This window comes from Pedobacter sp. R-06 (assembly GCF_049913135.1).
Classification (GTDB): Bacteria; Bacteroidota; Bacteroidia; order Sphingobacteriales; family Sphingobacteriaceae; genus Pedobacter.
The window spans coordinates 2,626,656-2,647,313 of sequence record NZ_CP183977.1; the positions used below are offsets into that span (position 1 = coordinate 2,626,656).

Below are 20,658 nucleotides of genomic sequence, written 5' to 3' on the forward strand. Positions count from 1 at the left end.
GAGTTTTTGGCTTAAACTTCGCTGAATTAGTAAACTTGCGTTTTTCTGTTATCCGCCAATTTATGGATTTTCTTTTTATGGAAAGACAGGTTCGGTTTCCATAGGCGACTTCGGTCCCGCTTTCCGTTTTATCCTGATGAAGGATCAGGATGTTCACTCCAATCGGGTTTATTTACCATAATAGTAGCACCGTGGCGGCCACCTAAACCCGACCATAGCGGGATGCCGATTTAAGCATTTTTTTACTGCTTCGTAGTGGTTTCATCGGCAGAAGCGGGGGCGGGATTGCATTTACCTATAAGATACAGCAACCGCTTTCCAAAACCAAATCGATAACAACTGTAATGGAATGTTTTTAAACCTGATAGGTTTGTAGAGAACTAAAATTTACAATCTTAACTAATTCTGATACTTTTGCGTTTCAAATAACATGTAATGGCAAACGGAAAGAAATCTGCAATGAGTTTTATTATGGTTACCCTCCTGATCGATTTTACAGGTTTTGGGCTAATCATTCCGGTTTTACCTAAACTTATACAAGATTTTACCGGTGGAGGCTTTGGCTTAGCTGCAGAATATGGTGGTTGGCTCACGCTTGCATATGCATCTGTACAATTTATATTTTCGCCAATTATCGGTGCCATGAGCGATCGGTACGGACGAAGGCCCGTGTTATTAAGCTCTTTGTTCGGTTTAGGTATCGATTATATCTTTTTAGCCTTCGCTCCTTCTATTGTTTGGCTATTTGTAGGAAGGATTATTGCTGGAATAACGGGTGCAAGTTTTACAACCGCACAGGCATACATTGCTGATGTTTCACCTCCTGAAAAAAGAGCACAAAACTTCGGCCTGGTTGGTGCAGCATTTGGTGTTGGATTTATCTTAGGCCCGGTTTTAGGCGGCGTTTTCAGTCATTTTGGTACACGGGTTCCTTTTATGATTGCTGCAGGTTTATCTTTAATTAACTGGCTTTACGGTTATTTTATATTACCAGAATCCTTACCTGTTGAAAAACGCAGGGCTTTTGACTGGAAAAGGGCAAATCCAATCGGTTCGTTGTTAAGCATTGGCAAATACCCTGCATTATTGGGCTTAATGGCAACCTTATTCTTATTATACTTTGCCAGTCACGCTGTCCAATCCAACTGGACATTTTATACCATGGAGAAATTTAAATGGGATGCGGCCTGGGTAGGCTATTCTCTAGGTTTTGTGGGTTTGGTTGTGGGCCTTGTTCAAGGTGGTTTAATAAGGGTGATCCTTCCCAAAATCGGAGAAAAGAGAGCGGTTTATTTTGGTCTCATTTTATACATCATCGGCTTCATAGCTTTCGCTTTTGCAAGCAAGGGCTGGATGATGTTTGCTTTTATGCTTCCTTATGGTTTAGCCGGAATCTGCGGACCGGCCATGCAGGGCTTGATTTCGAACCAGGTACCTTCGAATGCACAAGGTGAAATGCAGGGCGTTTTGACGGGTTTACAAAGTTTAGCCGCCATATTTGCGCCTTGGGCAATGACACATATTTTCGCCTATTTCATTGAGGGTAAGGCTCCTGTCTATTTTCCAGGTGCACCATTTATACTGAGTGCAGTTTTAACTTTAATTGGATTGTTTATCTGTTTAAGGAGCTTGAAGAAATACCATTAGGATACTTTAGACTCGGTCGTCATCTCGACTGAAGCAACGCGGAACGGAGAGATCTGCCCTGTTTGAATGAAGACCCTGAAACAAATCCGATAGCTATCGGATCAGGGTGACTTAACTATTGTAGTCCTTTCTGCTAGATGAACAGGGAACAAAAGCCTAAAGTAACTCATTCGCCAGATTAGCCAGTTCGCTCCTCTCGCCTTTATGCAAGGTAATGTGTGCGTAAAGCGGATGGTTCTTTGCATTTTCAATCAGGTACGAAAGCCCGTTACTTTCTGAATCTAGATATGGGGTATCAATTTGGTAAATATCGCCAGTAAAAACTATTTTGGTATGTTCGCCCGCCCTCGAAATTATCGTTTTAACCTCGTGTGGTGTTAAATTCTGAGCCTCATCAATAATAAAGAAAATCTTGGTGAGGGTTCTTCCACGGATAAAAGCCAATGGCGCAATGGCAATTTTTTCGGTTACAATCAGTTCATCAATCTTTTCCGACATCTTATCATCGCCGATAAACTGCTCTTTAATAAATCGGAGATTATCCCAAATTGGCGCCATAAATGGATCCGTTTTAGATTTTGCATCGCCTGGCAAGAAACCGATGTCTTTATTGCTCAGTGAAACGATCGGTCGGGTAACATAAATCTGCCTGAAGTTTTTACGCTGTTCTAATGCGCTCGCCAAAGCCAATAGTGTTTTACCTGTCCCAGCGTTCCCTTGTATGCTCACCAGCTTAATTTCAGGATCTAAAAGGGCATGAATGGCAAATGCCTGTTCAATATTTTTAGGTTTGATTCTAAATATAGGATCGGTAGATACTGCAGAAATTGTTTTTAAACTATTGTTATAAAATACGTTCGCAGTTTTTCTCTTGTTTTTTAAAATATAAAAGTGATTGGCATTTTTAGGCGGTAGTTCGATCTCGCTGGCATCGATAAATGGCTGTTTTTTTACTTCTTCTATAATTTCTAGAGGGAAATTGCCTATTTCGGTTTTTCCGGCGTAAAGTTCATCCACGTTTTTAATCTTACCTGTTTCGTAATCTTCTGCATTTAAATCTAAAGCTTTTGCTTTTAACCTCAGGCAGATGTCTTTCGATACCAATACTACTTTCTTATCGGGATATTCTTCTTTTAAACTTAAGGCTGCGTTTAAAATCTTATGGTCTGTTTTGCCTTTTCCATACACTTCTTCTGCATTTATGGTTAAAGGTTTTTCATTTAAAACTACCTTAAATTTCCCTGAATCAGGGCTTTTTAGCGAAATCCAATCGCTGATGAGTTTTTGTTTTGAAGTTTCATCAATAAGCCGGATAAAACTTCTGGCCTCGAAATTCCGGGTATCGTTACCGCTTTTAAAATTATCCAGCTCTTCTAAAACCTGAATGGGAATGGCTACATCGTGCTCATGAAAGTTATTTATCGCATCATGATCGTATAAAATAACCGAGGTATCTAAAACGAATATCTTTTTTGACGGATTGGAGATTGATTTACCTTTTTTGGCCATTTGGTAAATTTAATATTTTAGGGATAATATGTGGAAGGATTTGCTATTCTTTTTTGATCAGAAGATCAAAATTTTGGACAAAATAAAAACGGGGTCCTTCTTCTTTCGATTCAGTTCCCCGTTTTAACTTTAAAAACAACCGTAGTCGCATTTTAAAGCATCTAATTCTTGTTACTTTGATTTTTCCGTTATCGTTAGGTTTTGCAACTTTTGCGATTCGTGAAAATTTATTTCCAACTCCTCCGTCCGTAAACTTCCTAGTTTTCAATAATCTCTGTTTGGGCCTGTGCGATTTTCTTATGATCCAATCTTTCGATGGCTATATATATCCATACTCGGTTTAACCCTTTCTGAAATTAATCGTTTTCCCTGTAAACACTCCGAAACAATTCCCCTTTCGGTTCTTTATCTCTTTTGGCTTGTTTTATCAGAATTCAAAGTACTTCGTATTTGATATGATCTAATTTAGTAGGAAAACACGAATCTGTCAAGAGAAAAATGTGTATTTTTATAAACAAAGTTATCCACTTAAAATTACTGGTTATCAACAACTTAATATTTTAAAAATATCGTTTTGGGGTGCTATTGTAGGTTTATGCTCAGGTTACTAACATTTTCAAAATCATACTTACAAACAATTCATAATATTTTGTTAATCAAACCCTTATCTGTTTTCTGCTTAAAAGTTTAAAAAAAGCAAAAAACTTAATTTTAATCGCAACAAAAAACTTCGCTATTATGTTATTTTTGTACCATGCAGATTAGGCAACCTATTAGAAATATACAAGACTTTTTATTGAGTACGTATTTTGCCGACGGTCTCCGCATCACCATTGGTGTACTGCTCCCCTCTTTAATTCTTGCCCAGTTTGGCATGTTAAAGTATGGCATGACTTTATCTTTAGGTGCTTTATGTGTAAGTGTGGTAGATAGTCCGGGGCCAATGGTGCACCGAAGAAACGCGATGCTGATTACCACCGCACTCATTTTTACCTTCTCTATCATAACGGGCCTAACCAACAAAAACCATTATTTTATTGGGTTTTTACTGGCGATATCGAGTTTTATATTTTCGATGTTTTACATCTACGGAATCAGGGCAGCGTCGGTTGGTACTGCGGTTTTACTAATTATGGTATTAAGCATCGATGATGTCCGCCCTTGGCAAGAAGTATTGTTACATGCGGTTCTGATCTTGGCAGGTAGCCTTTGGTACACAGGTTTAAGTTATTTTGTGTACCGCTTACGCCCCTTCCGTTTGGTGCAGCAATCATTAAGCGATTCTATTCTGGAAGTTGCCGAGTTTCTTCGCGAAAAAGCCAAGTTTTACCATCACAATAACAATTACGAAAAAACCTATTCAGACTTGCTACAGCTTCAGGTTTCTGTACACGAAAAACAAGATGCAGTAAGAGAATTACTTTTTAGAACCCGCGAAATTGTAAGAGATTCTACTCCTGAGGGTAGGTTTTTATTATTGGTATTTGTAGATATGGTCGATCTGTTCGAGCAGGTAATGTCTACCTATTATAATTACCAGCAGCTGCATGATCAGTTTGATAAAGCAGGTATATTATCAGATTATGAAATGGCCATTAAGCGGATTTCGTATGCCCTTGATGATATTGCTTTTGCCTTAAAAAGCGGTGGAACACCCGTTGTTTCGAAGCGTTTATTAATTGAGATCGAGCGGTTAAAGATCAAAATCAATGATCTGGAAAAGAACAATCAAAACCAGGAGTACAATACCCTGGGTATTATTGCCTTGAAAAATATTGAGGTAAACATCGAAAATATACTGGCAAGGGTTAAAACCATATTTAGCTATTTTAAAATCAGAAATAGCAAGGATATTAGACAGGCCGAGGTAGATACAGAGAAATTTATCACCAGACAAAAATTCGATTTTAACCTGTTTACAGAGAATTTAACCTATACTTCTTCTACTTTCAGGCATTCGTTACGGGTTACAGTGGTGATGCTTTTGGGTTTTGTAGTAGCGCAGATTCTCAATTTCTCGCATAGCTACTGGATTCTCCTTACCATTCTGGTAATTTCGAAACCGGGATTTAGTTTAACCAAAGAGCGTAATTATCAGCGTTTAATCGGCACCACGGTCGGGGCGTTCATTGGTATGGGTGTAATTACTTATATCCACGATCGGAATACTTTATTTGTGATCCTATTAATCTGCATGATTGGCTGTTATAGTTTCCAAAGGAAAAATTACGTAGTGAGTGTACTTTTTATGACGCCATATATCTTAATCCTATTCGATTTTTTGGGTATGGGATCGATAGCACTGGCACGCGAAAGGATTTATGATACTTTTATAGGCTCAGGTATTGCGCTATTGGCCAGTTATTCTTTATTCCCGACTTGGGAGCATGAAAAACTCAAAGAGGCCATGCTTGATATTTTAAAAGCAAATAAAGCTTATTATGAACAAGTGATTAAATTGTATTTTGAGAAAAATTACAACAGAACGGAATATAAATTGGCCCGGAAAGAAGTGTATGTAAGTACGGCAAATTTGGCTTCGCTCTTTCAAAGAATGTTTTCTGAACCAAAAAGCAAACAGTTGTTTATTAAGGAAGTGCATCAGTTTACAGCACTCAGCCATTTATTGTCTTCTTATGTTGCAACGCTTTCACTCTACAATAAGGAACATCAATTTATCTTCGAGAGTTTCGAGGCCCTAAAACCGATTGCCAATAACACCAATTATTTATTGGATACTTCTATTAATAACCTGGAGCAAGGGAACAGCACAATTGATAATGTACCATTAATCAGGCTAAATGACAATGGCCTAGCCATTAAAAAAGGTGAAGATTTGGTTCCGGAGCAATTCGACCTTATCCAGAAAGTGGCCTACGATATTTATAAACTATCAGTAAAAATAAAGCTTTAGTAGACAAAGAAACATTTCATTAGGCGGTTGCCTACCCTGTGGCTGAAGTGGAAAGCTACGAAACAAAATCATTTCAGATCTTAAAATTTTGGACAAGGCACTTTAAAGCCTTTAAAATTGTTATGCCTATAGATAAAAGACAGTTCGTATGTGCGTGGCGTAGCGCTCATTAATTTACTTCCATAAACCGTATAATTAACACCAGCACTGATATTTCCCATGGCTACGCCAACATAAGGATAAAATGAAGTTTCGTTAAATTTGTACCACATGCCAAAATTCAGTTTCATTTTAGTTTCATCGCCCGGCTTTAAACCTAAAACGGTACCGAAAATAATATCCTTGTTGTTTTTCTGGGCATTATAAACACCTGTAAAATTTAAATCTATGTTATTGTTTAATAGATAAAGCAAGCCTAAATTGATGGTTTTACGTGCCGAAACAATATCGCTGCTGTTGCTTAACATCGCCTCCTGAGGTTTCGTTAAATGATATTGCGCATAACCTACTGCAACACTCCAGTAATCAAAATTAGCAGCAAAATTGGCCCCTATATTTAAATCGAAATAGGATGTTTTATCATTCTTTAAATCAAGGTAGTTTGGCATGGAACTATCAAAACCACCTCCTCCATTATACTGAGAAGCAAAAGTAAGTTTATTGTAATCTAAATACTTAGAAACGTAAGAAAGCTGTGGTGCTAAACCAAATTTAAAGCGATGCTCTTCATCCATGTATTGATAGTATGAAACACTGGCACTGATGTATTGTGATTTTAAGGCTTTATTTAAGGATTCATCAAACAAACCGCTTAAGCCCAAGCTGAAATAACTATTGATGAAGTTTTCGTCTTCTACCAGTTTTATATCTCCTGATACACTGTAGGTATTGTAAGGATCGCCCAGGTTGCCCCATTGCTGCCTTGTATTGGCTGCAATTCGATAATCGCCATCAAAAAAACCAGTAAATGCGGGGTTTAAGCTTAAAGGTGCAGCGAAGTATTGCGAAAACTTCGGGTCTTGTGCCCAACAACATAATGTAGTAAGGCTTAAACATAAAATGAATAGCGATCTGTACATTATAATATGAGTATAGTTTTTCCTTTTGACTGAATTTGCCCGCCGAACACATCAATACCTTCTGCAAACCAAGAAAACGTTTCTAACGGCTGCATTTTACTCTTAAACTGCCCATCCCAACCCCCATTGGCCAAATCGGCACTCTGATAAACCAAGATTCCCCATTTGTTGTATACCTTAAAACTGATTAACTTCTGGATACCTACCAAAAATGGATACAAGCGGTTATTGGTTTCTTTTTGTGGTGTAAACGCCGTTGGAACGATGATTTTTGGCTGTGGTAATATTTCCAGCGCTATTGATGCAGAAGCTGTGCAGCCTTTTTCGTTCTGTATAGAAATATAGTAAACCCCTGCCCTGTTCACTTTTGCAGGATTAGGTAAAGGTCTTTTTAAATCGGCATCTTCAAAATAACCAGCTTTTATAAACGCGCTGCTCCCTTTGGTTATTTCCTGTGCAGTTAAATCAACAAAACCATTGTCAAAAACTGCCTTTGGTTTATTGAGTACGATAGTTGGTGCGGTATTAAAACTTACCTGTATTTTACCCGAAGTAAAGCAACCGCCATCATTTGAGGCTTTAACATAGTAGCTTCCTGCTTTTGTAATGGCTTTAGGAGAAGCAATCTGGTTTGTTAGGGCCTCATCGTAGAAAAACGAATAACTTAAACCGTCGCTTGATCCTTTATAAATAGCTGGATTGGAAATATCAACCTTATCAGGATAACATACTGGTTCGGGATCTTTGATATGGAGTACTGGCATACCGCTAATCGTTACCTCAATTTTATCACTAACCGTACATCCATCTGCGTTGGTTGCTTTTATGTAATAAGTACCAGATTTATCGACCTGCGTTGGATTAGTTAATAAGTTAGTTAATTCCTTATCTGCATAAAAGCTATACTTAAATGTAGCGTCACTGCCAAAAAAATAACTTGCCGCAGTAATATCCACTTTCGTAGCACTACAAACAGGTTTCGGATTGCTTACCTTCAAAATAGGTTTATCTTTAATGGTAACATCGATTGAAACGATTTTATTGCAACCGAATTCATTAGATAATTTAACAAAATATCTACCAGGCGAAGCGATATGCTGTGGATCTGCAATTGCATGCGTAGCAGCCTCATCGGTATAATAAGACTTAGTAATCCCACCTAATTCACCTATGTATAATTCAGCTTTTGTAATATCTACGCTTTCTGTATAGCAAACTGCAACGGGATTTTTAACTGAAATATTTGCCACATTAAATATCGAAATATCTATGGGGACCACACTTTCGCAACTTTTATAATTGGTGGCCTTAATGTAGAAAGTTTTATCGGTCAATATTTTTATCGGTCCGCTTATTGGCTTGGTTAAATCTTTATCCTCGTAAACCAGATAAGTAAAATCATCTGATTTATTTAAAATATATTTCGCACTCAAAAGATCAATTTCAGCATTTTGGCAAACCACATCTTTTGCCAAAACTTTAAGCTCGTAATCTATTCCGTGAATGAGCGTACTTACTGTACTTGGACAGCCAAAACCTGCATAAGGAACTAAATCCAAAATGACTTTAGATCCGTTAGCAGGCTTAGGTTTTATACTAATAGATTGACCAGAACCATATTTTACAGATCGGTCTTCGTTATACCAGTTGTAAGTCTGAAAACCACTTGGGCCTGAAATATCCAGTGCATCAGCACTGGCACAATAGGTATTTCCTGTGATCGGATCTCCACAAACATTATTGATATCTACATAGGCATAGCCAAAATGCGCCCCTCGCGAACAATCGGTACTGATAAATTCTATTAACAACTGTTTACCCTGGTAGCCAGATAAATTTATGGTTACCGGCGACCAATCTTTGTAAATCACTCCTTCATAATCAGCCGATTTTTTAAAACCTGGCAGAGATGAAGTAGCTACATATTCGAAAGATGCACAAGGGATATATTCATTTTTTGCAACATCTTTTATTCTTGCTATAAAGCGCGGCTGCTCGAAGGGTTCATGTATAGGATCTTCTAATACCACCGCATATTGATAGGTTAAGGTAAATTCAGGCCGATCTGCTGGAACTGTCATCAGGTATGAAATTCCATCAATTTGACTGCCCGTTACATTATTTCCTAATTTAACGGAGAAGTTTCCTCCAGATGGTGGAATTAAAGGGAAACCACCATAAGCATCTACTAAATTTTTGTTGTTGATAATGGTATGTCGTCCAGAAATTGGCTTGGCCACCTCATTCATCGTCACCACGTTCTGATTATTCTCGATGGCAATAGAACCGGCATAAATCTTCCAGTTCTGAAAATTTCCATTTTCAAAACCGATATTTTCCGGGCAGGATTGTGCACATAATTTGGCTGACCAAGCAAAACTTACTACGATCAGTATTAAAAACAATCTACTAATCAACGTTGGGACGATTTAAATAGTTACAGAGTAAAAATATTGTTTTAGTATATCCACAGCTATAGTGTCAGGTTAAAGTCATGGTTTTTTACACGAAACGGCTTTCTTATAAAGAAGTGTTTACAAATACTACACTTAAACAAACATAAAAACAAAACAAATAAAACACTGATTATAAGACATATACGTGTTTATTTTCACAACTCAAAAACTATAAACAGATGCTTTTATTATACTTCAAATTCAGCTCTAATTTTGGATGAAGTAGGTATTTTTTACATGAAATAGCCATTAATCGTTTACACTAAGTCCATTTAAGCCATTAATGGTATGTTTAGGCAGTCTTTAAACTGACTAAAAACAAAGACAAGCATAGTTTGTTAGTCTAATCAAATAAGAAACATTATGGAAAAGCTATATACAGCTGAAGTTACAGCTACTGGAGGAAGAGATGGGCACGTTAAGTCGAGTGATGGAATTTTAGATTTCGATTTAAGAAAGCCAAAAGAGCTTGGCGGACAAGGAGGTGCCACAAACCCAGAAGAATTGTTCGCTGCTGCCTGGGGGCCATGTTATTTGGGCGCCTTAGGTGGAGTAGCAGAGCGCGAGGGTGTTGATATTAGTGAAGCGAGTGTGAAAGTATTGGTTTCTTTTAATAAAGATGGCAACGCGTTTGTTCTCTCTGCCGACCTTGATGTACACATTCCAGGTATTTCGCATGAGGAAGCCCAGGCTTTGGCTGATAAAGCGCATAGGGCATGTCCGTATTCTAAAGCAACTAGAGGGAATATTGAAGTAAGGGTAACTGCAGTGTAAAGGGAAGTCGGATGTTACCATCTGGCTGTTCAAACAGATTTACAAAATAGAATTCAACTCAGTGTCAGATAGAAATATCTGACACCACAGGCAAAAATAGGAGTCTACCTTTGTAAAATAGAAATATCTGACACCACAAGCATCTAACACCTCAATTACCCTAAAACAAAAAGTCCCGATTTTAGTCGGGACTTTTTTAGTTATAATATTATGGTTTGAAATCTATCTTGTGTTGATCGGAAACAACTGACACCACAGATAGATCGAATTAAACAGCTTCCTGCTCAATCTTTGTGTTTGCTGGTCTGCCATTTTTAAAGGCATCGCGGGTTTTTAGTCCCAACAATTCAAACATGGCCATATCATCTACAAATGCAGGATTTGGCGTAGTTAATAATTTATCGCCTGCAAAAATAGAACTTGCACCTGCCATAAAGCAAAAAGCCTGTTCTAAGGTGCTCATTTCGTTTCTACCAGCTGATAAACGTACCACCGAGTTTGGCATTACGATTCGTGCTGTAGCAATCATTCTTACCATATCCCAGATTGGAACGCGTGGCTGATTTTCTAAAGGAGTGCCTTTTACGGGTACTAAAGCATTAACGGGAACTGACTCAGGGTGCTTTTCCATGTTTGATAAAGTCTGCAACATTGAAACACGGTCTTCTACTGTTTCGCCTAAACCGATAATACCACCACTACATACCGTTAATTTAGCTTTACGTACATTTTTTATAGTATTTAAGCGATCGTCGTAAGTTCTGGTCGAAATAATACGTTTGTAATCATCTTCAGAGGTATCAATGTTATGGTTATACGCATATAAACCAGCATCAGCTAAACGTTGTGCCTGGTTTTCGGTAAGCATGCCTAAAGTACAGCAAACTTCCATATCCATATCATTCACAGCCTTCACCATCTCAATCACACGGTCAAAATCGCGATTATCCCGTACTTCGCGCCATGCAGCTCCCATACATAAGCGTGATGCACCACCCTCTTTTGCCTTAACTGCGGCGCTAACCACCTGGCTAACCTGCATCAATGGCTGAACTTCTAACTCGGTATGGTAACGGGCTGCCTGTGGGCAATATGAACAGTCTTCGGCACAACCTCCGGTTTTGATCGAGATTAATGAACTTACCTGCACTTCATTGTAATCTTTATTTTCTCTGTGGATGCTTGCGGCTTCGTAAACCAGATCTAAAAATGGTCTGTTATAAATTTCGTATATTTCTTCTTTTGTCCAATCGTGTCTTGTCGTTTGCATGGAGATCAGGATTTTTTAATCTATAGTAAAAGTTTGCTGGCCAATCCTAAAATTAATAGGAAACCAAAAACGTCGGTAAAAGTAGTAATAATTATAGATGATGCAATGGCAGGATCGATACCTACCCGTTTTAAAATTAATGGAATACCAGCACCTGTGATGCCTGCAATTACCAGATTGCCTGTCATAGCCAGGAAGATAACCAATCCAAGCATTGGGTTTCCATCAAAAAAGTAAGCAAAAATAAATACGATTAATCCGTTGGATGCACCATTTATTAAACCTACGGTAAATTCTTTTAAAACAGTCCGATAAGCCTGTTTATCAGTCAAATCATAAAGTGAAATACGCCTAACCGTTACGGCAAGTGCCTGGGTAGCTGCATTTCCACCCATCCCCGCAATAATGGTCATGTAGGCCGCTAAAGAAGGAATTAACTTAATGGTTGGATCAAAATAACGCACTACAGACGAAGCTAAAAAGGCAGTTCCGAGGTTAATGATTAACCATGGCAAACGCGATTTTACAGCCTCCACCCAGTTACCGCTCAATTCCTCGTCTTCTGATACCCCGGAAATTTTCAAGATATCTTCGGTACTTTCGGCCTCCATTACATCGATTACATCATCGAATGTTACCCTGCCGAGTAATTTCTGGTGATCATCAATAACAGGAATACTGGTTAAGTTATATTGTGAAATTAGGTTCGCCACTTCTTCCTGATCAGTATCGGGATGTACATAAACCGCATCTACTTTAACTAATTCGGTTATTTTGGCGTTGTGCTTTGCTTTAATAATGTCTTTTAACGAAACAATACCTTTAAAGATCTCGTCATCATCAACCACGTAAATGGTATAAAACTCCTCCATTTCTTCACTCTGGCGGATAATCTCGTCGATCGCATCTTTTTTAGTGAGGTTGATATTTACACAGATCAGCTCCGTATTCATCAAACCACCAGCGGTTTTTTCGTCGTAAGTTAAAAGATTCCGGATTTCTGAAGCATGATCTTCGGTAAGGTCTTCTAAAATTTCTTTCTGTTCATGATCCTCCAGTTGGGAAATGATATCAGTTGCATCGTCATAATCCAGTTCCTCAACAATTTCGGTACGTTTATCGGGGTGGAGCTCAAAAAGTAAATCCTCCGGGTGGGACTCTTCATCCATCTCAGAAATAATCTCAGAAGCTATTTCTGCCGGAAGCAGGTTGATAATATGCCGCTGTTCGGATTTATCCAAACGCTCAAACAAAATCGCGATTTCTGAGGCATGATACTCCTCTAAAACTATTTTTAAAGTTTCATCACCAGCTAAAATTGCATTTTTAACCTTGAGTACGTCGCTTTTATCTATTTCGAATGACTGCATCTATAACCTAACCAAAAATCCCCTAAAGCTACAAATATTAAAAATTGATTTTTATTAAAATTTCTGTTTAATCTTTTCCACCCTATTAAGTAAGAACTTAATGGGGCCTCTATTTTCGCCTTCCACATTTCAAGGTATCTTTAGGATCAGAGATTTCAATCTTTCCAATACCATTAAATATAGCCTATTTGCCTGATGCAATCGTCATGCTGAACTTGTTGCAGCATCTTTCTTACAGAATAGCCCTGAAATAAATTTACTTCGCAGCTTTCCGCTTGGCTAAAGGTCAAGATGACGAATATAGGCTAAAACATTCTTGAAACACATTCTTAAAAGAATGAAACACTATTTAAACCAGCCTTTACGCCAAAAGTAAATCACCTGCAAAATCGCTATTACAATCATTACGATCCAGGTGTACAAATAACCATGTTCAGCGTATAATTCGGGCATATTAGCTTTCAATATCTTTCCGGTTGTAGGGTCTTCCCTACTGAAGTTCATTCCGTAAATCCCTGCAATAAAGGTTAATGGAATAAATATGGATGAAATGATGGTCAAAACTTTCATGATTTCGTTCATCCGATTACTGATGATTGATAAATTCATATCAATATTGGCTGAAGCAATCTCCTTTAATGATTCTATAAAATCAATAATCTGGATACAATGATCGTAGGCATCCTTCATGTAGGTTTTGGTGAGATCTGATATTAACGGACTATCCGTACGGATAATATCATTCAGCTTATCCCTCTCCGGCCAGGCTACTTTTCGGATCATGATTAACGACCTTTTAATCGCTTGTGTATCGTACATGATTCTCCGGTCAGGATGATCATATAAACGATCTTCAATAGCATCCAGCTCTTCGCCCCAAAAATTTAACAAGGAAAAATAATTATCCACTATCACATCCATAATGGCATACATCAGGTAACTAATACCACCAATACGAATGTTTCCCTTCCCTATTTCTAAACGTTTTCTTACGGGCTCAAAACAATCGGCGTAAGTTTCCTGAAAGGTAATTAATGTACGTTCGGACAGGATAAAAGAGACCTGATCATTATTTAAAATATTTTCCTCATTTAAAAACAGATGCCTGCTCACTGCGAAAATGTACTTGTCATTATCATATTCATCCAGCTTGGGCCGCTGGTAAGAACTGGTAATATCTTCTAATACAAGCCTGCTGATACCTAATTTTGAATAAAGTGTTTCGAATATATTAGGATCTGCTAATCCTTTGATATCAAACCAGTAGCAGAAGTCTTTATTTTCAATCAGTTTATCGATATTATTAATGTTTTCCAATTCCATTTTTTTATAACTCTTATCGTTATAAATATGAAGTACAATAATTGGTTTTAATGCATCTTCATCAATAGTGTATAAACCCGGACTGGTACCCGGGGCTGGAACTTTATAGTGTTTATGGCGGTTACGCGGCTTGTTTTTTCCCATACTTTATAAATATAGCCGGGCTTGCGGACCCTGGTTAAACAACAAATCAACAATACTTAAGTTGGGTAAAAATTGATGTCTATCTTCAAAAACCTGATAATATGGCTTATTTTTTACAATATCTTCCTCTTTTTTAGGATTCATAATGGTACGAAAATCAAGTTCAGGAGCGATATCATCAAAATATTCGGTGGTAACTTCGAAGCTTTTATTGAACTTTAACTTCTTGGAGAGCCATTCTACCAATTCAAGATTATAATCGAAAAGGAATTCAAATTTTTGATTATAAAACCGCGAAAGTTCATCTTCATAAAACTCAAAATAGGCTGAACTTCTATAGCAACTTTCTAAACTCAACCAATGTAAACGTTGCCATTTAAAATCATAGCTAATCCGCACATCCTTCATTTGCGTATGTGTTTTTGAACCTTTAACCACAGGAACTGTAATATCGAGTTTCCCATTTGGCGAATAAATACTGGCCCTGTTACGGTAAGTCTGCTTAGCTAAATGTTCATGTTTTTCGATTAAAAAATCTACCTCCAGCTTTTGTAATAAACTAAAATAGCCCACTGGTGGAAGATAAAATAATGGAAGTATAGCTGTATTCTGCATTTGAAAATTTATGTTTGTAGTTGAAACGTTTTAAAAATAATGATTAAAAGAGGGATTGCGCACGTTGGCGTATTTTTTTTATACCTGTTATCGCTGCTGCCTTTGTCTTTGCTCTTTTTTTTTGCAAGATTACTATATTATCTGCTTTATTATGTAATAGGCTATAGAAAAAAAGTTGTCAGACAGAATTTAACGCAATCCTTTCCTGAGAAATCATTCACCGAAATTAAAACTATTGAGAAAAAATTCTTCCGCTATCTGGCTGAACTTATTTTCGAAATTATTAAAATGACCAGCATTTCGAAGGCTGAAACTTTAAAACGGGTAAAATTTACGGGCTTAGAACAACTAGAAACTCATTTTAAAACTGGAGAAAGTGTACTTGCCTGTACTGGTCACTATGGTAACTGGGAATTAGGCACTTTAGCTTTAGGACTTAGTATTTCCGCCAAAACCATGGTGATTTATAAACCCATCAACAACAAAATTTTTGAAACCTGGTTTGATTGTATGCGTACAAAATATGGCAATGTTTTCATAGCCATGAGGCAAACGCTCCGTGGTATGGCCACCTATAAAAGTGAGCCTACACTTTTGTGTTTTGCAAGCGATCAATCACCAACCAGAGAAGAAACCAAATATTTCGTAGATTTTTTACACCAGCAAACTGCCGCGCTTTTAGGCGTAGAAAAAATTGCGAGATCTACTAAAAGACCGGTATACTATTTCAAGGTTAACGTAGTAAAAAAAGGTTATTACCATGTAGAAGTTTTGCCTATGTGCCTCGATCCAGCTAACATGGATGAGTTCGCAATTACGAATCTGCATTTTAAGTTTTTAGAAAATATCATTAAAGAACAGCCTCAATACTGGCTTTGGAGCCATAAACGCTGGAAATTTAAACCCGAATAAAAAGAATGAACCCTTCAGTAGCCGTTGTAATTTTAAACTGGAATGGAAAAGCATATTTAAAGCAATTTTTACCCGGAATTTTGCTTTCTGAATATGATAATCTGCAAATTGTTGTGGGCGATAATGCCTCCACCGACGATTCTGTTTCATTTTTACAGGAAAACTTTCCTACCGTTAAAATTATTCAAAACGACCAGAATTACGGTTTTGCCGGAGGCTATAATAAGGTTTTAGAGCGTGTTGAGGCTGATTATTTTATCCTGCTCAATTCGGATGTTGAGGTAACTCCCAATTGGATAAAGCCGGTAATTGATTTAATGGAAAGCGATGCGCAGATTGCTGCAGCACAACCTAAAATTAAGTGGCAATTAAATAAGAAACAATTTGAGTATGCGGGTGCTGCCGGAGGTTATTTGGACATCTATTCTTTTCCTTTCTGCCGTGGCAGACTGTTTAATGTATATGAGTTTGACAATGACCAGTACAATGATAAAACGGAAGTTTTTTGGGCCAGCGGAGCTGCATTTTTTATTAAAAGCAAATGCTGGCAAGAAGCAGGTGGTTTAGATGCCGATCTTTTTGCCCATATGGAGGAGATAGATCTGTGCTGGCGTTTAAAGAATCTCAATTACAAGATTATGTACTGTCCGGATGCAGAAGTTTACCATGTTGGAGGTGGAACACTGCAAACAGAGAATCCTTTTAAAACTTATCTCAACTTCAGAAACAACCTCATCATCATGCAGAAAAACCTACCTGCAGGTGATGCCATTTTCCGAATTACGATTAGGATGTTTATAGATTTTATTGCATGGTGGCACTTTTTGCTTACCGGAAAACCAAAATTCACCATGGCGGTGAGTAAAGGCCATTGGCATTTCCTTAAATCGCTTTCTAAAACCAACAAAAAGCGGAAAGCCATTCAAAAAGCGTATAGCCAACATACTGGAGTGTATAACAACAGTGTTGTTTGGGCATTTTTTATTAAGAAGATTAAATACTTTTCTAAGTTGACTTAGCGTACTAACGATTCATCAATGGCCTTTTTTATCCAGTAGCCTGTACTTGAAGAAACACCTAAACTACTAAATTTTATTTGATTATTTTTATCTATTACAACAGTTGTCGGATAGCGCTTAACATTATATTTTTCAGCTATATTACGCGCATCATCAACAATGTTAAATTTAAATGGAGTTTCTTTTAAAAAATCTTTGATTTGATTTTTATCATTATTGCAGATTGATAAAAAAACAACATTTTTATTGTCTCTAAACTCATCAAAAAGATCGTTTAATTGTGGGATTAACATTTTCCCTGTATTTCCGCCGATAAACCAAAAATTTAGCACCAATGTCTTTCCGTCCAAATTTCTTAGATCGAATTTTTGACCATTCATATCCGTAACTTTTACTCCTGTAAAAACCTGATCAAGCATAAAAACATCGCTTGGCGTTGGCTTTGTTATATTTTCAAAGTAGGCAACTTTCTGGGATTGGGTTAACTCAACAATTACGTACTCTGGCTTTCCGCTTTCGGTTTTTGTTTTCCGATCGCGTAATCCATATTTCCCCGTGGCCATCAGCTTTTTCCAAACTTGATAAGGGTAAACTAAGCCATCTTCTCCCCTCACAACCGATTGCTCGTTGAGTACATTTTTCTTAGGATTATTATCTTGCGCGGAAGAAAAAAGATAAGTAAATAACAGAGCGATTAATAATAGATTTCTGAGCATTTTATAAAAATCTAGATCAACAAACTTTCAATAGCCAAACGATAACCTTTTATGCCAAAACCAGTTAAAACACCTTGGCAGTTTTTACCGGTTAAAGAAACATGACGATATTCTTCGCGGGCATAAATATTGGATATGTGCACCTCAACTACTGGCGTTTTAATAGCTGCAATCGCATCAGCAATGGCAACGGAAGTATGGGTATAACCGCCAGCATTAAGCACTACTCCATCATAACTAAAACCAACTTCATGGAGTTTATTAATAATTTCGCCCTCAACATTACTCTGATAGTATTCAATTTCGATATCCGGATAAACCGTTTTTAATTCTTTAATATAATCTTCAATACTGGTGTTTCCGTAAATAGATGGTTCGCGTACACCTAGTAAGTTTAAGTTTGGGCCGTTAATAATTTGTATTTTCATAATATAATGTTGTAACGTTGCAATGTTATAAAAAATCTCAAATAAAAGCATGCTTTGGCCATCATATATTAAAGGATTTAAATCGTATTTAAAGCTAGAGCGGTCGTTATCTGGTAATTCTGTTGATGCCTATCTGAATGATATTGATAAACTGATCCAGTATTTTCAATCTCTAAATGAAGAACCCAAACTAACTGACATCAACATAAGTGATCTAAAATCCTTTATCTCTTGGTTGAATGAACTGGGTATGCAAGCCAGCACACAGGCGAGGGTAATATCAGGATTAAAAGCTTTCTTCGCCTACTTAATGCTCGAAGATGTAATTTCAAATGATCCTACAACATTGCTTGAAGCACCGAAACTCAGCAGAAAACTACCAGACACATTAAACATTCACGAGATTAATGAACTTATTGCGGCCATAGATGCCTCAAAGCCTGAGGGCATGCGCAATAAAGCCATTATGGAAGTGTTATACGGCTGTGGCTTGCGTGTAACAGAATTAACCGAACTACGGATCTCAAATTTGTTCCCACAGATAGAATTTATAAAAGTAATTGGAAAAGGCAATAAAGAACGTTTAGTTCCCATTGGAAGCGTAGCCTTAAAACTGCTCGATATTTACATTAAAGAAGTACGTGTGCATGCCAATATTAAGAAAGGGCACGAAGATTTCATCTTTTTAAACCGCTTTGGCGCTAAACTTTCGCGTATTTCGATTTTTAACCTGATTAAAAGTCTGGCTATATCTACCGGATTAAAGAAAACGATCAGTCCGCATACGTTAAGGCATTCCTTCGCCACGCATTTAATTGAAGGTGGTGCCGATTTACGCGCCGTACAGGAAATGCTTGGTCATTCGAGTATTACCACCACAGAAATTTATACGCACATTGATAGAGATTATTTAAGAGAGGTAATTACGCAATTTCATCCACGGGCTTAACGATAATTAAATTTAAAAATGATCAACATTACAATTCCATTTGATAAATCAATTTTCATTAAAACTAATAGACTAAAATTTAGATTAGAAATTAGGAAGAGCTATATAAAATTGCTCATCTATATTGTGCTAACAGTAGGATTAATGATTTTAATTGCCATCGATAAGGGGCCAACCTCCTCTTTTTACGGAATAGTTGGAATGATACTTTTCATATTGACTTTTAATTATATACTGAGAATCTTAAATGCGCGAACTCTTTTTTTTAGAGAAATGGATGCCCTGGGTGAAAAACACGAGAAACAGAATTTCATTTATACTTACGAATTTACTGATGATGAGTTTAATTATTTTGATAAAGAAAAAAGATATTATTTAAAATGGGAAGCATTCTCAAATTACTCAATTAGCAATGATTTTTTTATATTGTTCATTGACAACAGAATATTTCTCATGTTGCATAAGTCTAAAACAAGTGAACAGCAATTTAATGACATTATTGAATTAACTAAGTCAAAGTTAAACTTCAAAAAAGTTTAACAATTATCTTTTACCACATTAAAGTTAAATTGGAAACGTTATCTTCTGACCTCTACCCTCAGCCTTAGAGCATCTTAAATCCCTGCTCTCACCATCCTGTCTTTTCCTTGCATATCCTTCCTTAACTCAATGTCAATAAATCCTTTAGCAGCTAACATTTCAATTGTTTCATTACCTAAATATTCGTTGATTTCGAAATAAAGTTGTCCACTAGGTTTTAAGTTTGTTCTTGCAAAATCAGCAATAGCTTTATAAAATATTAAGGGGTTTTCGTCACGAACAAATAATGCTAAATGTGGTTCGTATACCAACACATTATTATGCATATCCGCTTTCTCTAAATCTCTGATATAAGGCGGATTACTTACTATAACATCAAACTTTTCTTCAGATTTGAAATTCAAAATATCTGCTTCAATAAATTTGATCTTCACATTGATCTGTTCCGCATTTTCTTTGGCTACGGCAATGGCATTAGCAGAAACATCCAATGTAGCTACTTCAGCCTTTGACAAATGTTTTTTAAGTGTGATGGGAATGCATCCAGAGCCGGTTCCAATATCAAGAATGCTGATTTTATGGTTAGTGTTAGCTGAAAACTGCGAACTGTTATCTGAAATAATCCAATCTACAAGTTCTTCTGTTTCCGGCCTCGGGATAAGCACCTGTTCGTTAACTTTAAATACACCGCCATAAAAATGGGCTTCTTCCAAAATATGTTGAATGGGTTTTCCGATTTGCAGGTCGTTAAGGATACTTAAAAGTTTCTGTATATTGATAAAGCTGATATCAGTATCTTTTTGCATGATCAGTTTAGCTGAAGATAAAGCCAAAACTTGCTCGGCCGCAATACTAAATAATGCTTTTGCTTCATTACTATCGTATAAAGGCTCAAGTTCGAGTTCGTAATGCGCCGCTAATTCTCCTATCTTCATATTTACAAAATTACTTAATTGGGATGATAACGGCTCTCTTTTGATAAGGCCATGACTC

17 protein-coding genes are annotated in these 20,658 nt (G+C 37.1%); 7 read left to right on the forward strand and 10 right to left on the reverse strand.

Annotated features, from left to right (window positions below):
- The first annotated feature begins 435 nt into the window (after positions 1 to 435).
- The gene (locus ACN9MR_RS10745) at positions 436 to 1,647 is read left to right on the forward strand and encodes a TCR/Tet family MFS transporter (protein ID WP_426329686.1); all 1,212 of its coding nucleotides are present in this window, start codon (positions 436 to 438) and stop codon (positions 1,645 to 1,647) included.
- A 156-nt stretch (positions 1,648 to 1,803) separates the two neighbouring features.
- Here ACN9MR_RS10745 and ACN9MR_RS10750 read toward each other — a convergent pair whose 3' ends face one another.
- Positions 1,804 to 3,156, reverse strand: coding sequence for a PhoH family protein (locus ACN9MR_RS10750; RefSeq protein WP_426329687.1), 1,353 nt, complete (start codon positions 3,154 to 3,156; stop codon positions 1,804 to 1,806).
- 754 nt (positions 3,157 to 3,910) lie between these two features.
- Between ACN9MR_RS10750 and ACN9MR_RS10755 the strand changes: the two genes are divergently transcribed.
- Entirely contained in the window at positions 3,911 to 6,070 is a 2,160-nt protein-coding gene (locus ACN9MR_RS10755; RefSeq protein ID WP_426329688.1) for an FUSC family membrane protein, read from the forward strand.
- Positions 6,071 to 6,150: 80 nt separating this feature from the next.
- Here ACN9MR_RS10755 and ACN9MR_RS10760 read toward each other — a convergent pair whose 3' ends face one another.
- Positions 6,151 to 7,149 (reverse strand): PorP/SprF family type IX secretion system membrane protein, encoded by a 999-nt coding sequence (locus ACN9MR_RS10760; RefSeq protein ID WP_426329689.1) that lies wholly within the window; start codon positions 7,147 to 7,149, stop codon positions 6,151 to 6,153.
- The gene (locus ACN9MR_RS10765; protein ID WP_426329690.1) at positions 7,149 to 9,566 is read right to left on the reverse strand and encodes a hypothetical protein; all 2,418 of its coding nucleotides are present in this window, start codon (positions 9,564 to 9,566) and stop codon (positions 7,149 to 7,151) included. The genes ACN9MR_RS10760 and ACN9MR_RS10765 overlap by 1 nt, the downstream gene beginning before the upstream one ends.
- 402 nt (positions 9,567 to 9,968) lie before the next feature.
- Between ACN9MR_RS10765 and ACN9MR_RS10770 the strand changes: the two genes are divergently transcribed.
- Positions 9,969 to 10,379 carry an organic hydroperoxide resistance protein gene (locus ACN9MR_RS10770; RefSeq protein WP_426329691.1) on the forward strand — a complete coding sequence of 137 codons (411 nt, stop codon included), beginning with the start codon at positions 9,969 to 9,971 and terminating at the stop codon, positions 10,377 to 10,379.
- 268 nt (positions 10,380 to 10,647) lie between these two features.
- Here ACN9MR_RS10770 and bioB read toward each other — a convergent pair whose 3' ends face one another.
- The 4 genes from bioB to ACN9MR_RS10790 form a co-directional block, all read right to left on the reverse strand.
- Positions 10,648 to 11,649 (reverse strand): biotin synthase BioB, encoded by a 1,002-nt coding sequence (gene bioB, locus ACN9MR_RS10775; protein ID WP_426329692.1) that lies wholly within the window; start codon positions 11,647 to 11,649, stop codon positions 10,648 to 10,650.
- A gap of 20 nt (positions 11,650 to 11,669) precedes the next feature.
- Complete coding sequence (gene mgtE, locus ACN9MR_RS10780) at positions 11,670 to 13,019, reverse strand: magnesium transporter (RefSeq protein WP_057935270.1); 1,350 nt, start codon at positions 13,017 to 13,019, stop codon at positions 11,670 to 11,672.
- A 345-nt stretch (positions 13,020 to 13,364) separates the two neighbouring features.
- Positions 13,365 to 14,486 (reverse strand): magnesium/cobalt transporter CorA, encoded by a 1,122-nt coding sequence (gene corA / locus ACN9MR_RS10785; protein WP_426329693.1) that lies wholly within the window; start codon positions 14,484 to 14,486, stop codon positions 13,365 to 13,367.
- Positions 14,487 to 14,489: 3 nt separating this feature from the next.
- Positions 14,490 to 15,101: a WbqC family protein gene (locus ACN9MR_RS10790; protein WP_426329694.1), complete on the reverse strand. Its 612-nt coding sequence runs from the start codon at positions 15,099 to 15,101 to the stop codon at positions 14,490 to 14,492.
- Between the two features lie 39 nt (positions 15,102 to 15,140).
- On the opposite strand from ACN9MR_RS10790, the gene ACN9MR_RS10795 reads away from it, so the two are divergent.
- The gene (locus ACN9MR_RS10795; RefSeq protein ID WP_426329695.1) at positions 15,141 to 16,013 is read left to right on the forward strand and encodes a lysophospholipid acyltransferase family protein; all 873 of its coding nucleotides are present in this window, start codon (positions 15,141 to 15,143) and stop codon (positions 16,011 to 16,013) included.
- A 5-nt stretch (positions 16,014 to 16,018) separates the two neighbouring features.
- Positions 16,019 to 17,032 carry a glycosyltransferase family 2 protein gene (locus ACN9MR_RS10800; RefSeq protein WP_426329696.1) on the forward strand — a complete coding sequence of 338 codons (1,014 nt, stop codon included), beginning with the start codon at positions 16,019 to 16,021 and terminating at the stop codon, positions 17,030 to 17,032.
- On the opposite strand, the gene ACN9MR_RS10805 is transcribed toward ACN9MR_RS10800, so the two are convergent.
- Both ACN9MR_RS10805 and aroQ read right to left on the reverse strand, forming a co-directional pair.
- The gene (locus tag ACN9MR_RS10805; protein ID WP_426329697.1) at positions 17,029 to 17,748 is read right to left on the reverse strand and encodes a TlpA family protein disulfide reductase; all 720 of its coding nucleotides are present in this window, start codon (positions 17,746 to 17,748) and stop codon (positions 17,029 to 17,031) included. The two genes, ACN9MR_RS10800 and ACN9MR_RS10805, sit on opposite strands and share 4 nt — an antisense overlap.
- Before the next feature lie 11 nt (positions 17,749 to 17,759).
- A complete protein-coding gene (gene aroQ, locus ACN9MR_RS10810) occupies positions 17,760 to 18,176 on the reverse strand; it encodes a type II 3-dehydroquinate dehydratase (protein WP_230149900.1) in 417 nt (138 codons plus the stop codon).
- Positions 18,177 to 18,225: 49 nt separating this feature from the next.
- On the opposite strand from aroQ, the gene xerD reads away from it, so the two are divergent.
- Together xerD and ACN9MR_RS10820 are read left to right on the forward strand one after the other, a co-directional pair.
- Positions 18,226 to 19,125, forward strand: coding sequence for a site-specific tyrosine recombinase XerD (xerD, locus tag ACN9MR_RS10815; RefSeq protein ID WP_426329698.1), 900 nt, complete (start codon positions 18,226 to 18,228; stop codon positions 19,123 to 19,125).
- 18 nt (positions 19,126 to 19,143) lie between these two features.
- Positions 19,144 to 19,665: a hypothetical protein gene (locus ACN9MR_RS10820; protein WP_426329699.1), complete on the forward strand. Its 522-nt coding sequence runs from the start codon at positions 19,144 to 19,146 to the stop codon at positions 19,663 to 19,665.
- A 74-nt stretch (positions 19,666 to 19,739) separates the two neighbouring features.
- Here the strand turns inward: ACN9MR_RS10820 and prmC are convergent, their stop codons facing one another.
- Positions 19,740 to 20,600 (reverse strand): peptide chain release factor N(5)-glutamine methyltransferase, encoded by an 861-nt coding sequence (gene prmC / locus ACN9MR_RS10825; RefSeq protein ID WP_426329700.1) that lies wholly within the window; start codon positions 20,598 to 20,600, stop codon positions 19,740 to 19,742.
- Positions 20,601 to 20,658 lie beyond the last annotated feature (58 nt).

Coding starts and splice junctions, on each gene's coding strand:
- ACN9MR_RS10745 (WP_426329686.1), top strand. CDS start 436: ATGGCAAACGGAAAGAAATCTGCAATGAGTTTTATTATGGTTACCCTC.
- ACN9MR_RS10750 (WP_426329687.1), bottom strand. CDS start 3,156: ATGGCCAAAAAAGGTAAATCAATCTCCAATCCGTCAAAAAAGATATTC.
- ACN9MR_RS10755 (WP_426329688.1), top strand. CDS start 3,911: ATGCAGATTAGGCAACCTATTAGAAATATACAAGACTTTTTATTGAGT.
- ACN9MR_RS10760 (WP_426329689.1), bottom strand. CDS start 7,149: ATGTACAGATCGCTATTCATTTTATGTTTAAGCCTTACTACATTATGT.
- ACN9MR_RS10770 (WP_426329691.1), top strand. CDS start 9,969: ATGGAAAAGCTATATACAGCTGAAGTTACAGCTACTGGAGGAAGAGAT.
- bioB (WP_426329692.1), bottom strand. CDS start 11,649: ATGCAAACGACAAGACACGATTGGACAAAAGAAGAAATATACGAAATT.
- mgtE (WP_057935270.1), bottom strand. CDS start 13,019: ATGCAGTCATTCGAAATAGATAAAAGCGACGTACTCAAGGTTAAAAAT.
- corA (WP_426329693.1), bottom strand. CDS start 14,486: ATGGGAAAAAACAAGCCGCGTAACCGCCATAAACACTATAAAGTTCCA.
- ACN9MR_RS10790 (WP_426329694.1), bottom strand. CDS start 15,101: ATGCAGAATACAGCTATACTTCCATTATTTTATCTTCCACCAGTGGGC.
- ACN9MR_RS10795 (WP_426329695.1), top strand. CDS start 15,141: ATGATTAAAAGAGGGATTGCGCACGTTGGCGTATTTTTTTTATACCTG.
- ACN9MR_RS10800 (WP_426329696.1), top strand. CDS start 16,019: ATGAACCCTTCAGTAGCCGTTGTAATTTTAAACTGGAATGGAAAAGCA.
- ACN9MR_RS10805 (WP_426329697.1), bottom strand. CDS start 17,748: ATGCTCAGAAATCTATTATTAATCGCTCTGTTATTTACTTATCTTTTT.
- aroQ (WP_230149900.1), bottom strand. CDS start 18,176: ATGAAAATACAAATTATTAACGGCCCAAACTTAAACTTACTAGGTGTA.
- xerD (WP_426329698.1), top strand. CDS start 18,226: ATGCTTTGGCCATCATATATTAAAGGATTTAAATCGTATTTAAAGCTA.
- ACN9MR_RS10820 (WP_426329699.1), top strand. CDS start 19,144: ATGATCAACATTACAATTCCATTTGATAAATCAATTTTCATTAAAACT.
- prmC (WP_426329700.1), bottom strand. CDS start 20,600: ATGAAGATAGGAGAATTAGCGGCGCATTACGAACTCGAACTTGAGCCT.